Below are 13905 nucleotides of genomic sequence, written 5' to 3' on the forward strand. Positions count from 1 at the left end.
TGAAAGACAATGAATAACAAATATATACTATTGGGACTATTGCTCATTTTAATCACGTCATGCGATTTAATGGGAGATATAGAAAATATTCAGCCTGAAAATGTACTGACCGATGAAACATTGGTTACGGATAAGAATTCGGCTGAGACGGCTTTGAATGGCGTGTACGCCAGCTGGCGATCTATAGAGATTGGTTGGTTCACCAGTTTAATGTCTATGCGCACAGGAACAGAGGATATGCGTTACATTGGTGGATTTCAGGGATTTGCTGAAAATGATATCAAAGTGGATAACATTGCTGTCGAGAAAAACTACACAACTTTATACCGGGTCATTAATATGGCCAATTCGGTGCTAGCTCAGCTAGAAGGCAAAAGTGTGGATGGATTGACCGATGAGCGCAAGACAGAAATGATTGCGGAAATCAAATTTCATCGCGCTATGGCTCATTTTCACTTGCTTCGCCAGTTTGGTGAGTTCTGGGACATCACATCTGAATACGGAATTGTGACTTATGATGTACCTGTAAGAGATAATACGCCCAAGGCGAGAGCCGCGGTTGCCAAAGCTTACGAGTTGATTGAGAACGATTTGAATGTTGTTGTGAGCGATGCACCAGTGTATCCCAAAGCAAATTACTATGTGAGTCAAACCACTGGTAAGGCCCTTCTAGCCCGTGTTAAGCTGTACCTCAACGAGTATGCTCAGGCGGCTCAGTTGGCTTCCGAGGTAATTACAGAAGGTGCTGCAACAGGTTATATGTTGGAGCCGGCCTATTTTGATGTGTTCCGAAATGGTTTTAACTCATCAGAAGTACTTTTTGCCATTTTTGCGAGCTACCCTAATGAGCCAACCAGCATGAATACCACAACGCTTAAAGTGGGTAGTACCTTGACACGTATTGCAGATGAGATGGTTGAAGGCGAGATGGTTTACGACAACCGCTACGTTGAAGCCTACCAAAACGCAGCAAGCAAATATGTTCAAAACGATTATGCTTCAGGCGAGCCGTCCAATACACACTTTTTTATAAGACTGGCTGAAATGTACTATATTCTGGCTGAAGCTGAAGCACGTCAGGCACACTGGAATGAAGCTCGTATGGCGTTAGCACAGATTTGTGTGCGGGCAGGCTATAGTGAAGAGGCTATTGCAGCCATTCCTGACGCACAGGTGCTCGAACAAATTTTAAAGCACAAATGGCTCGAACTCAATACAGAAAATAATGAGGAATGGTACGACTTGGTGCGTTATCACATGATTGATGGCTTTACCATTGCACCAGATTATGTGATGTCCGACAATCTGTTAACGCTGCCAATACCACGCTCTGCCATTGCTGGCAATAACCTATTAAAGCAAAATAAAGGCTATGATGAGAACTAGTTTACTAAGAAAAGCAAATCTGATATACCTGGCAATACTTGTATTGGTATTGGCAAGTTGTGAGGGGAATAAAGGCTATACCATTAATGGTACAGTGCAGGGAGACGTCGAAAACGCCAAGGTTTATTTGCAAAAACGCGACTTTATCTCTCAGGTGATAATAGACAGTACCCTTATCAATGATGGGAAGTTCCTATTAGAAGGAATGGTTGAGTATCCTGGATTATACACGATTATTATCGATAGAACACCAGAAGGAGAAGCGTCTAATCCGAAATATAAAAATGTATCGCATTTTTATTTAGAGAACTCTGACATCACCTTTGAGGGGGATATAAATACTCTGCCCGGCTTTTATTATAATGCCAAGCGGAAATCTGTTCCTGCTACCATCAAAGGCTCTATGGCCCAAACCTTAAAAGATAATTACGAAAAGCAGGTGAAGCCATTAAATGCACAGTTGAATGAGCTCAATCAGCGCTATGTTAACGAGTATCTGACCCCTTATATTAAAGACGGGACAGAAAATGTAGAGCTGGGCATAGAAATAACGAACAAAGAGAAGAAGATAAATGCTTTGTTGCTCGATAAAAAGCTGGCCTTTATTCGTAACAACACTCATTCAATTGTAGCCTTCGATTTTGTTTCTTATTTCTTTACTGCTATGTATGTTGACTTTACAGTGGAGGAAATTGATGAAATGGTTGATTGGCTCGCCAATGACTGGCAAGAGACGCCGCTGTTTGAGCAATTGAGGAAACAGGCTGAGGCAGCCAAAAGAGTGGCCTTAGGTGAGGAGTTCAAAGACATTGAACTGCTTAACAGAGATGGGGAGTTGGTAAAATTATCGACTTTAATTGAACCAGGTAAATTTAATATGCTGGAGTTCTGGGCAAGCTGGTGCGGCCCGTGTAGAGGCGAAATTCCTCATTTAAAGCGGGTGCATGAAGAGTATAAAGACAAGGGCTTTAATATTATCAGCATTTCGGTGGACAGTCGGGATAAAGACTGGAAAAAGGCCATGGAGGAAGAAGGCATGGTGTGGACTCAGTTGCGCGATCCAAATGGTATGGATGGCGAAGTAAAAAGTGTATACAATGTTTTAGGTGTACCTACTTGCATTGTTCTTGATAAAGAAAATCGTATTTATAAAACCAACATGCGGGGAGCTTATCTTGACGGTTTCTTAAAACAAGAAATCGACTGATAACATTGCTTTTTGGAGTTTTAGTAAGAGGATATTTCTATTTTTTTAGAAATATCCTCTTTTTTTATGCTTTAATAATGCGCCTTCTATTTATTAAATAAGGCTCTTGCTTCTGTTAAATTATCAAGTGTGTTGTTAATTATTATTAAATCTGATACTTAGCTGTTTACTCGATGAATAGCCCCGAATACTTTTAATCAGTTGATGTTTTCCGTTTTATCTTTAGCGAAACCAACAAAAGTATTATTGTTCTTTTAGCACTTGTGAGTAAAAAATTGTGGTGAAACAAACTACTTAACTGCGCGTACATTAGCCCATTACAAGGGAAAGCTAACAATTCATTTTTTATACGCTTAGTATTGGCAGGCAAAGTTTGAGAGGCCTTGCAGGTAACACCTGTAAAGTCGTCTTGTTGATAGTATAATTTAAATATGGAGCCTGTGTGCTCCTATTTGCTATTTTATTTAAACATTTACCATGAGAAATTTTATTAATGATTTAAAAATTGGCGTTAAACTCAACGTGATTGTTAGTTTAGTGATGGTGCTGATTATGATGGGTTTGGGGGGCTATATTACCCGTCAGCAGCGGCTTAAGATTCTGGCAGATGCTGATGTGCGCATGCAGGAGCAGTTAAGCGATTTGAAGGATGTGATTCACCGGGAGATAGATATGAATAGGGAGAAGGTGCTTCTTATTCAGGCGCTGTTTAAAGAGCACTTTTATAGTCAGGGCGAATTCAAAGTCTCAGCTACCGAAACCATTCCTTTTCAGGCTGAAAATCATCTCACTGGGGAAACACTTGATATTGTATTGCCTAAGTGGACGATAAACAATTGGCAAGTGCAAAAGGATGAGGAGCTGGTCGATCACATTAAGGATTTAGGAGTGGGAAATGCCACTGTGCTTCAACGTTTTTCAGAGGGATATATTCGTGTTGCCTCTAATGTGTTAACAGAAAACGGGGAGAGTGCTGTTGGTACCTATATACCAAATACTACTGAAGTGGCAAAAACGCTGTCGGCAGGTGAGCCATACGTAGGTAGAGCATTTGTGGTAACCGATTGGTATATCACCTATTATGAGCCGGTGTTGGATCAGGGCGAAGTGATTGGGGCACTATACGTGGGCATTCCTGAAAAAGACATGAGTCATTTGGGTGAGTATTTTAAAAAGAAGGTGTATTTCGAGCAAGGGTATCCTTTTATGGTGGATGCAGATGGTGATTTGATTTTGCACCCAACACAGCAGGGAGAAAATATTGCCAACTCCGAGGTTTTTCAGCAAGTAAAGTCAAAAGCCGAGCAAACAGGTCGTTTCGCCTATCAACACGATGGTGTGCCAAAGATTGTGTACTACCAATACTTGGATACCATCGATAGCTACATCACCATTACACTTGTTGAGGAAGATCTGATGAATATGATTCAGCAGTCACGACGCGTTTTCATGATAGCAATTTTAGTGGCTATTATTGTGTTTTTACTCATCAATATTCCACTAACGGGCTCTATAACAGGTGTCATTAAGGAGGCAGTCCTTTTTGCACAAACCATTGCGGAAGGAAATTTGGATTCCACTATTGAGATTAAGCGTAAAGATGAAGTGGGAATACTATCCGATTCCTTGAACCAGATGGTCCTCAAGTTGAGAGAGATTGTGAGTGGTATAGTGACCGGAGCCAATAATATTGCAGCTGCCAGTCAGCAAATGAGCAGTTCGGCCGAGCAGCTTGCTCAAAGTGCCAATATACAAGCCTCCTCGGTTGAGGAAGTATCTTCAACCATGGAGGAAATAACTTCTAATATACAGCAGAATAATGAAAATGCCGTGCAGTCCGAAAAGCTGTCAACCAGCACCAAAGCAGGCATATCTGAAGTAACTGAACGGGCAAAAGAAGGGGTCAATTCAACGCGCCTGATTGCTGAACAGATTAAAATTATTAATGAAATTGCCATGCAAACCAATATTTTGGCACTAAACGCAGCTGTGGAAGCGGCAAGGGCAGGCGAACATGGCCGTGGGTTTGCCGTGGTAGCAGTAGAAGTGCGTAAGCTGGCCGAACGAAGTAAGGCCGCAGCAGTTGAAATAATTGCCTCAGCTGAATCTAATTTGCATATTACAGAGCAGGCAGGAGAAAAGCTGGTAAGCCTCCTACCTGAAGTCATTAAATCGGCCGAGCTCGTCAACGAGATAGCAGCCGGAAGTATTGAGCAAACGCATGCCACCGAAGAGGTGAATCAAGCTATTATGCAATTAAATAATCTGACACAAAAAAATGCTGCAGCTTCCGAAGAAATTGCTTCCAGCTCCGAAGAGTTGGCTGGGCAGGCCGATCAGTTGTCAGAATTGATTGCTTTTTTCAACTTAAATGATGTCCCTCAAAAGGTAAACAAACAAAAACCTACTTTTTTGAACGAAGAGGAAGAACAAAGGCCTGTGACTGGTCAACCAGCTTCGCAAGGCTTTAATTTGGATATAGAGTTAAATAAAAAGGGAGACTATGAAAGTTACTAATGATTAACAGCCTGTAGGCTAGGATTATATATGAACTCTTCGTTTTGTGTTTTATGAAGGATGTTTGATATGTTAAATATTTCTAAAACAACTCAAGGCATCATGATTATTAGTATGTTTGTGAAAGCAATGCGTATAATTATGATGATAGCAGTTAACAATTTATTAAGGTTTTTAAGCAGCAGTATGGCAGAAATGCATAACGGCTGTTAGGAATTTTATATAAATAATAGAAATAAAAATTCAGGAGGCCGGTTAATACCGGCCTTTTTTATTAAACAATAACTTATGAAACATTTAATTATTAATCAAAACGATTCGGCCCGCATAAAACGTCTCGTTGCGGATAGTAATAACCGAAAAAAGTATCAGACCAAGGAAATCTACAATCTTCTGCAGGAGATTGATAAGGGAAAATGTTTTGCTCCTGAAAATGTGCCTCCCCAGGTAGTAACCATGAATTCAATTGTGCGCATTCGCTACATGGATACGGGGCGAACAGTGGATATTCAGATTGTATACCCCGACCAGGCTGATATCAAAAAAAATAAACTGTCAATTTTTGCACCTATTGCAACGGCTTTGTTGGGCTATCAGAAAGGTGATACCATTGAGTGGGAAGTGCCAAAAGGGACTATTACTTTGCTCATCGAAGAGATCCTTTATCAGCCGGAGCAGGCGGGTGATTTCCATTTGTAATGAGAAGAGCTTATGAGTAAAGGCTGTCCACTTTTTACAGAGGTCAGCCTTCGCTATTGAACAGGCTATAATTGCACCTGAATTTATTTTCTTTATCCCACCATTATTTACCCCATCTATCCGCCATTTAATTCTTGGTTGGATGCTTGATCTTCATTTAATTTTTGCACTTTTCCAATAGCAGGCGTGCTAAAAACTCACCATTTTTAGGCTTCATTGCTCTTCTTTTTTGCCATTGTTCTAACAATAGGTTGGCACTTGAGGCGCAACTTTGTTTCCTCCATTTATTGTGAGTGCTGCCGCGTTTTAGGTATCGTCTAAATGATTTTAAAAATCGTCTAACCCGCTTGGGTTCTGCATTCTCAAAAATGGCGATTATCCATATTTGGACATGATTGAAAGAAATACAGATGATTTAAGAAAGGACTCTGACGGGCTGCCAATAAATTTGAAGCAATTAAAAGTTACAACTAATTAAATTATCAATTTTCTAAATCATCGTTAGTATGAAAAAGTTTTTTACCCTATTATGTGTATGTGGTGCACTCTTCAGCACCGAGCTATCCGCTCAAACAGATATAACACCATCACGTTATAAATTTAATACACTGCCAACCGGACCATATAGTTTAGATAAACAAGTAAGTGGTTCCAATCCAACACCAAGTGATCAGGATGTTAAAGATCATTGGAACAATGGATTTATTGTAATTGGAAACCCTAACATGGCCACATCATTAACCTTTGATGGAACAGGACCAGGAGATATTCTTAACAGCTATTTTCAGGTGATCGATATGGGAGGTGAAGTTGGCAAAGTGTTGTTAATGAAAGGCAGTGAGTCTACCTTCCCTTACGGACAAGCCGGGAAGCCAGGTTTTAGCCTTGGCTGGTGGAGTATGATGTTGTTCACTGATATAAACAGTACACCTGCTGTAGCAGATTTTCTACCAGATGGCATTAGTGGTAGCGAAGCGACTCAAGAGCAGTTAGCTGAGGCTGAAGCTCAGGCTACCGTTCGTATGCGCGTTGTATTCCACATTCATCAGAATGCGATTAGTACTTCTAGTAAGTTATTTGATATACTCGGATATACTTATACCAATAATGCAAAAAAAGATGGAGCAAATCTGGATGCGACCCGTGAATTTAAAAGTGGTGACTTTACAGATGTGGTGTTCAATGAAGAAACTGAAGAAGAAGAAATAACATATAATGCCGATAAATGGATTGCCTGTGAATACGATTTTTCAGCACCCGAAGTGGCTGGTACGCCTTTGCGATTTAATTTGCGTATGGGTGGCAATGCCCAAAGCACTGCTTTATTAATTAAAGAGATTACATTTACAGCTAATCCAACAGGAGCCCCTGTTGAATTCGAAGAATTAACACTTACATCCAACCCGGTGGCTACCAGTATTGAGCCTGAGTTGGAAGCCACTAAACTTCAATGGCATTCAACAGCTGGTCAGTTGCATTTGAAAAATGTAACCGTTAACACCGCATTAGAGGTTTACTCAATGACTGGTCAGTTAATGGTTGCACAAAATGCTACACAGCCTGAAGTAAGTCTTGCTTTAGCGAAGGGCATTTATATTGTTCGTTCAGGAAATCAGACAACGAAGGTTGCAGTTCAATAAATGATTAATGAGCATAACGGCCAGGTAGCAGGTATTGGCCGTTATGCTTTTTCTGTTAAAAGGAGGGAAAGATGAATAAATTACTCGTATTGTTTTTCGCAATGTGTCTGTCTGTTTTTAATGCTGCAGCACAGGTAGACAACTATGCATTAAAACTTAGTTCCGGTGGTTCGGTATCTGTGCCAGCTATTGACGAACTCAATCAATTAGATAGCTATACATTACAATTCTGGATGAATCCGGATGTATGGACAAATGGTGCCACCATTTTGGCTAGGGGCAATGGTGCCGAGGAGTATAGTATTAAACTGGCCAGTGAAAATAATTTAACCATTCAGGCTGGAGCAGAACAGTTAACCATTACTTCACCATTATTAACAGCTGGTAGCTGGAACCAGGTGAGTGTGGTGTATGAGCAAGGAAATGCCGATATTTTTATTAATAATGAGATAATTGATTCTCGTGCAATCAATTTAAACTTTCCGGCAAGCAACAGTGGCGTGGTTGTAGGAGGCAATAATTACGAAGGACGGATTGATGAGCTGCGTATATGGAAAGCCGCCATTACTGATAATTTTTTTCAACTGTGGCGCAACACCGTTAATAAGCACCACCCTAACTATAAAGAATTAGTCGTTTACTACAAGTTTGATCAAAATTTGTGTCCCGATGTTGTGGACTATTGTTTTAAACACCACGGAAGCTTTCAGTCAGGAGCTGAACGTCAGCTGGTAAACGATAACACCGCCTTTAAATACCGTCGTTCGGTTGCCTATTCCGATTTTGGTCGTTGGGCCGACCGTGAGATTGATCACGATAAGTATTTGCTATCCAACGATCTCATCCTTTTATCCATTAGCACCGATAAAACTGGTAAAGTGACGGTGCCATTTCCTTATAACGAAGGTCAGGTATCTAATGGTAACTACCTGGGCGAATATCAAGGCCGCAAAGGCGTATTGGCTCTACATGGGCAAGGAGCTCAGATGAATGTAGGACCGGATGCGCTTAACCCAAATGATAAATATTCGTTCTCAACCTGGATTTATCTGGAAGAGTGGACCGAAGGGGCTTATATTTTCAAAAAAGAAAAATCTCCAACTGAGGGTTTCTCAATCCGTTTGGGCGATGAAGCTAAAAAAAGAATTTATGTACGCGTAAATGGTGTAGATTATAGCCGAATTAACTATATGAAAGTGGGCGAATGGGTGCACTTGGGAGTTGCTGCTTATTCTACTGTAAAAAACCAGGTTTATCAAACCACCTTTAATGGTGAAACCTATTACGCTGTTAATAATAACCAGGAAGTGAATAGCTACACGCTAACTGGTTTAGAAGAGACTCCTGCTTTGATTGGGGTGAATCTGAATGCCAAGTTTGATGAGACTGTTCTATGGAATGCCTATCGTTCATCGGGTAACATGGCAGCGGCTATGACAGATACACCCATGCCTAGCGACACACGCAAAGTCGAAGCCCAAACACTATTTACTGTAGATTCGTATTGGAATTACGATAATCCGGATAATGTGGGTTACGACTCCTATTCGGCTAAGCATTTTATCAATATCATGCGCGATCATTACAAAGGTCACCGTGGCTATAAAATAAGGGGTGGTCTGCACAGCTTCTCAGGCTGGGAAAATGCTTTTGCCGATCCTGCTTTCCGCAGTACATTCGCTTCTGAAATTGCCAGAGTAGCCGAGCAGTTCGACGGAATTGATCTTGATTTTGAATGGTGTTACTCAGGTGCCTGTTGGGAGGATTATGGTAAAGTAATTGAGGAAATTAGAGCTCAATTTCCGGCCGATAAGATACTGACCGTAACACCTCACTATGTATCTTATGAGTTGCCATATCAATACGTGGATATGGTGGATTATTTCCCATTTCAAATTTATGGTCCGGGTAAGCACGTGTTTCTTTGGGAAACCTATCAGGATGCTTTAACGCGTTTTACAGCCAATGGCCGTTACCCATTAGATAAAATAGTTCTGTCTTATGCAACCACTACTTCAAGAGGGTATGATCCGGCAACAGACGCGCAGCTCAGTGTTCCTCCGATTGGTGTTCGAAACGGCTTGCTTGACGGAGGTTACACGCCTGATATGAATAGCGTTATTGATGCAACTGGCAACCGTCGTTATATAACCGGCTATAACCAGGTAATCGATCGTTGTGAGTTTATTCACGATAACGACTTGGGTGGTATCATGTATTGGGACATGGGGAACGATGTGAAAACTTCACATCCTTATAGCCTGGTAAAAGCTGCCAGTTACTCGTTGCACAGTAATGTCGATACTTTGGTAACTGATGTAAACTCAACACCAACTGCTATTCCTAATAAACCTGTTACACAGAGTTCTATCCGTGTTTACCCTAATCCGGCCACTAACTACGTAAATGTTGAGTTGCCCGAAGGCGAGGAAGTAAAGCAGGTGGTATTGGTGAATAGCGGGAACGGTAAAATTATTAACCGTCAGCAGCAAACCACCATTAATACCTCAGACGTTAGTAAAGGTATGTACATCCTAAAAGTGACTTCCCAATCTGGGAAGCATTATCAGGTAAAGGTGGTGATTGAATAATATTACTCAGAAGGGAATTAGAATTTAAACATAAAAGAAGATGAATAAACTAAAGGGATTGTTATGTCTGGTCATGGTCATGGTTATCTGGTCCGGATGTGACAAGGATGATAAGGAGTTTGGCGATCTGACATTGCCCTCCGAGTTACAAATCGTGAGTATTACCGATTCCGTGGGTATCTATGATTATAATTTTATAAATCCAGAGCCTACAGACACAACTTATGTGCGTTATTACCTTCAAAAGGACAGTGTGTTTCTGGCGGACGGTAGTTTTGATAAAATGGAAGTGGATACCGTTTATTATGAAGGTAAAACGGCAAAATTATATACGCTGCCAACCATTTTATTACCAAAGTATAAAAACCGTCTTTACATCCGCTTAAGCTCTAATGCGCGATGGACAGCACCTACTATTCCTTTTAGTTCTGAGCGTGCAACCTGGATTAGAAATGCAAAAGTAGGTGGAGTGGGTGATGCGATTATTGACTATAACATCAATCCTCGCTCGTCAAATCCCAACAGTACAGTGTCTACCCGAAGAAAGGTTCAGACACAGTACATAACAACTCAAGACAGCACAATCATGTATAAGCTTCAGTTTTCGCAAAAATCAATGATTGAAGAATAACCTAAGTGACTAAAGTGATGAAGAAGATATATAATGCACTTGCAATAATTTTTATTTGGCTGTCAGGCATATCCGTCATGGCACAAGATATTACTATTACGGGTAACGTAAAGGATGACACCGATATGGGACTGCCTGGTGCTTCTGTAATAGTTAAAGGATCAACCGTTGGAACCATAACCGATATCGATGGTAATTTTAGCTTAAAAGTTCCAGGCGAAGAGAGTGTGATCAGTTTTTCGTTTGTTGGCTTCAAAAATCAGGAGTTCAAAGTAGGAAGTCAGCGCGTGTTTAATGTAAAAATGAGTAGTAACCTCGATTTGGACGAGGTGGTAATTGTAGGTTTTGGTACTCAGAAAAAAGCGAATGCGACTGGAGCTGTTAAAACCATTGATACAAAAGCCATTGATTCGCGTCCTATTGCCAACGTGGCAGATGGTTTGCAGGGAGTTATTGCTGGTTTGAACATTACAAACGATAATGGTGGGGCGCCCGGTCAGAGTATGGATATTAATATCCGTGGTGCCGGTACAATTGGTGAAGGCTCCAGCTCTAGCCCATTGGTACTGATTGACGGAATGGAAGGCGATATTTCTACCGTTAACCCCAACGATATTGAAAATATTTCGGTACTGAAGGATGCAGCATCGGCTTCTATTTATGGTTCCCGTGCACCATTTGGGGTAATTCTGATTACTACTAAATCAGGTAATCGTAAAAAGGAATTTACCTACTCATCCAACGTACGGTTATCACAACCTTTGAATGTGCCCGACCCGGTAGATTCGTACACCTATGCTTTAATGGTTAACGATGCCTTTATTAACGCAGGAGGTAGCGCACAGTTTGGTCAATCTAATCTGGATAAGATCCTGCGCTACCAAAGAGGTGAGCTGGAGCATGGTACAGAGGCACACCCTTTCCAAAACTACTGGTTAAACGGTCAGCAGGCCTATGGTAACACCAACTGGTACGAGGAGCATTTGAACAGCATTGTGCCATCACATGAGCATAACCTTAGCTTAAGTGGAGGTGGTGATAAAGTGATTTACTATTTCTCAGGTAACTACCTTAAGCAGAACGGTCTATTTAGATATGCTGATGACTTTTTTGAACGATTTTCTATTAATGGGCGTGTGAATGTTAAACTTAACGATAAACTGGATTTAACCTGGAACACCCGTTTGGTAACAACAGAAAACAATAAGCCTAGTGCCATGGGATCTTTATTTTTCCATAACCTGGGCCGTCGTCCATCAAACGTACCGGTTTATTTGCCAAATGGCGAATACAATCCACAATCACTCATACCATCCTTAACAAATGGTGGTCGCCAAGTACAGAAGAACCAGCAGCTTTACAATCAGGCTAAACTGACCTTTGAACCAATTAGAGATTGGAAATTTTATGCTGATTTTGGTAGTCGCATTGAAAACCCGCGCAATACCCGTCAGTTTAAGAAACTACAGCAAACACTGCCTGATGGGACACAAGAGTATTTTGGTGTGCTTGAAGGAGTGAATGATATCTCAGATATTCGTGATAATGGTACTTTCAGACGCCAGCCACCGGCAGGCACCAACTATTACGAAAAAGGATATGGCTATGTGAACTATGTGAATACCAACTTCCGAAGTGATTATGAGTTGAAGCGTAATAAGCATTTCTTTAAGGTATTGGCTGGTGTGCAAACTGAGTATTTTTACACCGAGACAGCTCGTATTGCCTCAGATGATATATTATTGGATGATCTGCCATTTTTGCCATCATCGGCCGGTACGAATCCTATGATGTCTGAAAAGAAAGGTGAATGGTCGAACTTGGGTATTTTCTCGCGTGTGAACTATGTATACGACGATAAGTATATGTTCGAAGCAAATGTTCGCGGAGATGCCGCATCTCGTTTCCCTCAGGATAAGCGTTGGGGCGTGTTTCCATCATTCTCTTTAGGATGGAACCTGGCACGTGAAGGCTTTATGACTGGGTTAGCCAACAGCGGCTTTGAAGTGATTAAATTAAGAGCTTCTTATGGACAGTTGGGTAACCAAAACACCTCCAGCTTTTACCCATATTTCCAGAAAATGTTGCCTACTTTAGGGGGCTTTGTTTTAGCGGGCGATAATGCCATGATTTTGGAAGCTCCAGTGCCATTTACAACCGACTTAACCTGGGAGCGTATTGAAAATATTGGAGCAGGTGTTGATTTTGCCTTTTGGGGAAACCGTTTTGGTGGTTCGTTCGATTGGTACCGCAGAACAACCAAAGATATGGTTGGTCCGGCTAAGCCACTGCCTGGAGTGTTTGGTGCTGAGCCACCTAAAACAAACAATGCAGAGTTAAGAACCGACGGTTGGGAATTGGAATTATTCTATCGCGATCGTATTGGAGCCGATTTTAGCTACGACATCTCTGTGTCGGTAAGTGACTACCAGAGTGAAGTCACCAAATACGATAGTCCGGATGGCAACATCGAGGAGTTCTTCGAAGGCAAAAAGATGGGTGATATCTGGGGTTACCAGGTTGAAGGCATCGCTAAAAGTGATTTGGAGATGGAAGAGTGGTTGGCACATACTTCTCAAACCAGCTTAGGTGATAAGTGGGGTGCTGGCGATTTCATGTACAAAGATATCGATAACTCAGGGAGTGTGAATGTGGGTGGTAACTCGGTGCATGATCCGGGTGATTTAACGGTAATTGGTAATGCCACACCGCGCTACTTATATGGTCTTCGCCTGGGAGGTAAATATAAATTTATCGATTTCAGTGTTTTCTTTCAGGGCGTGGGCAAGCGCGATGTTTTCTTTAAAGACAGCTCGACTTTCTTTGGTTTCTCTGCTCCTTGGCAACGGACACTTTTCAACGATCACCTGGACTATTTCCGACCAGCTGGTCACCCTCTGGGAGCAAATCTGGATCCATATTACGCGCGTTTACGAACCACAGGTAATAACCGCCATGTAAACGATTATTACATGCAGGATGCGTCCTACATCCGACTTAAAAACGTTCAGGTTGGCTTTAATTTGCCAAAAACCAATTTTATGTCCAAATACATCCAAAAAGGACGTATTTATTTCTCTGCCGAAAACTTATGGACGTATACAAATCTGATGATTTTGGATCCTGAGGCGATTGGTAATGGAGCCGACGAATATGGTTCTGGAAAAACATACCCAATGTATGCCACTTTCGCAGTTGGATTATCTGTAACATTTTAATAAACCGAAGTGACTA

Annotated in this window: 8 protein-coding genes; all 8 read left to right on the forward strand. The window is 41.4% G+C overall.

Annotated features, from left to right (window positions below):
* Positions 1-9 precede the first annotated feature (9 nt).
* Positions 10-1386: a RagB/SusD family nutrient uptake outer membrane protein gene (locus ACSX1H_RS08010; RefSeq protein WP_439183327.1), complete on the forward strand. Its 1377-nt coding sequence runs from the start codon at positions 10-12 to the stop codon at positions 1384-1386.
* Complete coding sequence (locus tag ACSX1H_RS08015; protein WP_439183328.1) at positions 1373-2593, forward strand: redoxin domain-containing protein; 1221 nt, start codon at positions 1373-1375, stop codon at positions 2591-2593. Before ACSX1H_RS08010 ends, ACSX1H_RS08015 begins: the two co-directional genes overlap by 14 nt.
* Before the next feature lie 477 nt (positions 2594-3070).
* Positions 3071-5110 carry a methyl-accepting chemotaxis protein gene (locus ACSX1H_RS08020; protein ID WP_439183329.1) on the forward strand — a complete coding sequence of 680 codons (2040 nt, stop codon included), beginning with the start codon at positions 3071-3073 and terminating at the stop codon, positions 5108-5110.
* A gap of 288 nt (positions 5111-5398) precedes the next feature.
* The gene (rnk, locus tag ACSX1H_RS08025; protein WP_439183330.1) at positions 5399-5809 is read left to right on the forward strand and encodes a nucleoside diphosphate kinase regulator; all 411 of its coding nucleotides are present in this window, start codon (positions 5399-5401) and stop codon (positions 5807-5809) included.
* A gap of 506 nt (positions 5810-6315) precedes the next feature.
* Positions 6316-7449, forward strand: coding sequence for a T9SS type A sorting domain-containing protein (locus ACSX1H_RS08030; protein ID WP_439183331.1), 1134 nt, complete (start codon positions 6316-6318; stop codon positions 7447-7449).
* 71 nt (positions 7450-7520) lie between these two features.
* A complete protein-coding gene (locus ACSX1H_RS08035; RefSeq protein ID WP_439183332.1) occupies positions 7521-10040 on the forward strand; it encodes a LamG-like jellyroll fold domain-containing protein in 2520 nt (839 codons plus the stop codon).
* 40 nt (positions 10041-10080) lie between these two features.
* Positions 10081-10671 (forward strand): hypothetical protein, encoded by a 591-nt coding sequence (locus tag ACSX1H_RS08040; protein WP_439183333.1) that lies wholly within the window; start codon positions 10081-10083, stop codon positions 10669-10671.
* 17 nt (positions 10672-10688) lie between these two features.
* On the forward strand, positions 10689-13889 hold the full coding sequence (locus tag ACSX1H_RS08045) for a SusC/RagA family TonB-linked outer membrane protein (protein ID WP_439183334.1): 3201 nt from the start codon (positions 10689-10691) through the stop codon (positions 13887-13889).
* Positions 13890-13905 lie beyond the last annotated feature (16 nt).

This window comes from Carboxylicivirga taeanensis (genome assembly GCF_051851475.1).
Lineage (GTDB): Bacteria > Bacteroidota > Bacteroidia > Bacteroidales > Marinilabiliaceae > Carboxylicivirga > Carboxylicivirga taeanensis.

What these genes read in the sequence shown, in the direction of transcription:
- ACSX1H_RS08010 (WP_439183327.1), top strand. Translation starts at nt 10, where the DNA reads ATGAATAACAAATATATACTATTGGGACTATTGCTCATTTTAATCACG.
- ACSX1H_RS08015 (WP_439183328.1), top strand. Translation starts at nt 1,373, where the DNA reads ATGATGAGAACTAGTTTACTAAGAAAAGCAAATCTGATATACCTGGCA.
- ACSX1H_RS08020 (WP_439183329.1), top strand. Translation starts at nt 3,071, where the DNA reads ATGAGAAATTTTATTAATGATTTAAAAATTGGCGTTAAACTCAACGTG.
- rnk (WP_439183330.1), top strand. Translation starts at nt 5,399, where the DNA reads ATGAAACATTTAATTATTAATCAAAACGATTCGGCCCGCATAAAACGT.
- ACSX1H_RS08030 (WP_439183331.1), top strand. Translation starts at nt 6,316, where the DNA reads ATGAAAAAGTTTTTTACCCTATTATGTGTATGTGGTGCACTCTTCAGC.
- ACSX1H_RS08035 (WP_439183332.1), top strand. Translation starts at nt 7,521, where the DNA reads ATGAATAAATTACTCGTATTGTTTTTCGCAATGTGTCTGTCTGTTTTT.
- ACSX1H_RS08040 (WP_439183333.1), top strand. Translation starts at nt 10,081, where the DNA reads ATGAATAAACTAAAGGGATTGTTATGTCTGGTCATGGTCATGGTTATC.
- ACSX1H_RS08045 (WP_439183334.1), top strand. Translation starts at nt 10,689, where the DNA reads ATGAAGAAGATATATAATGCACTTGCAATAATTTTTATTTGGCTGTCA.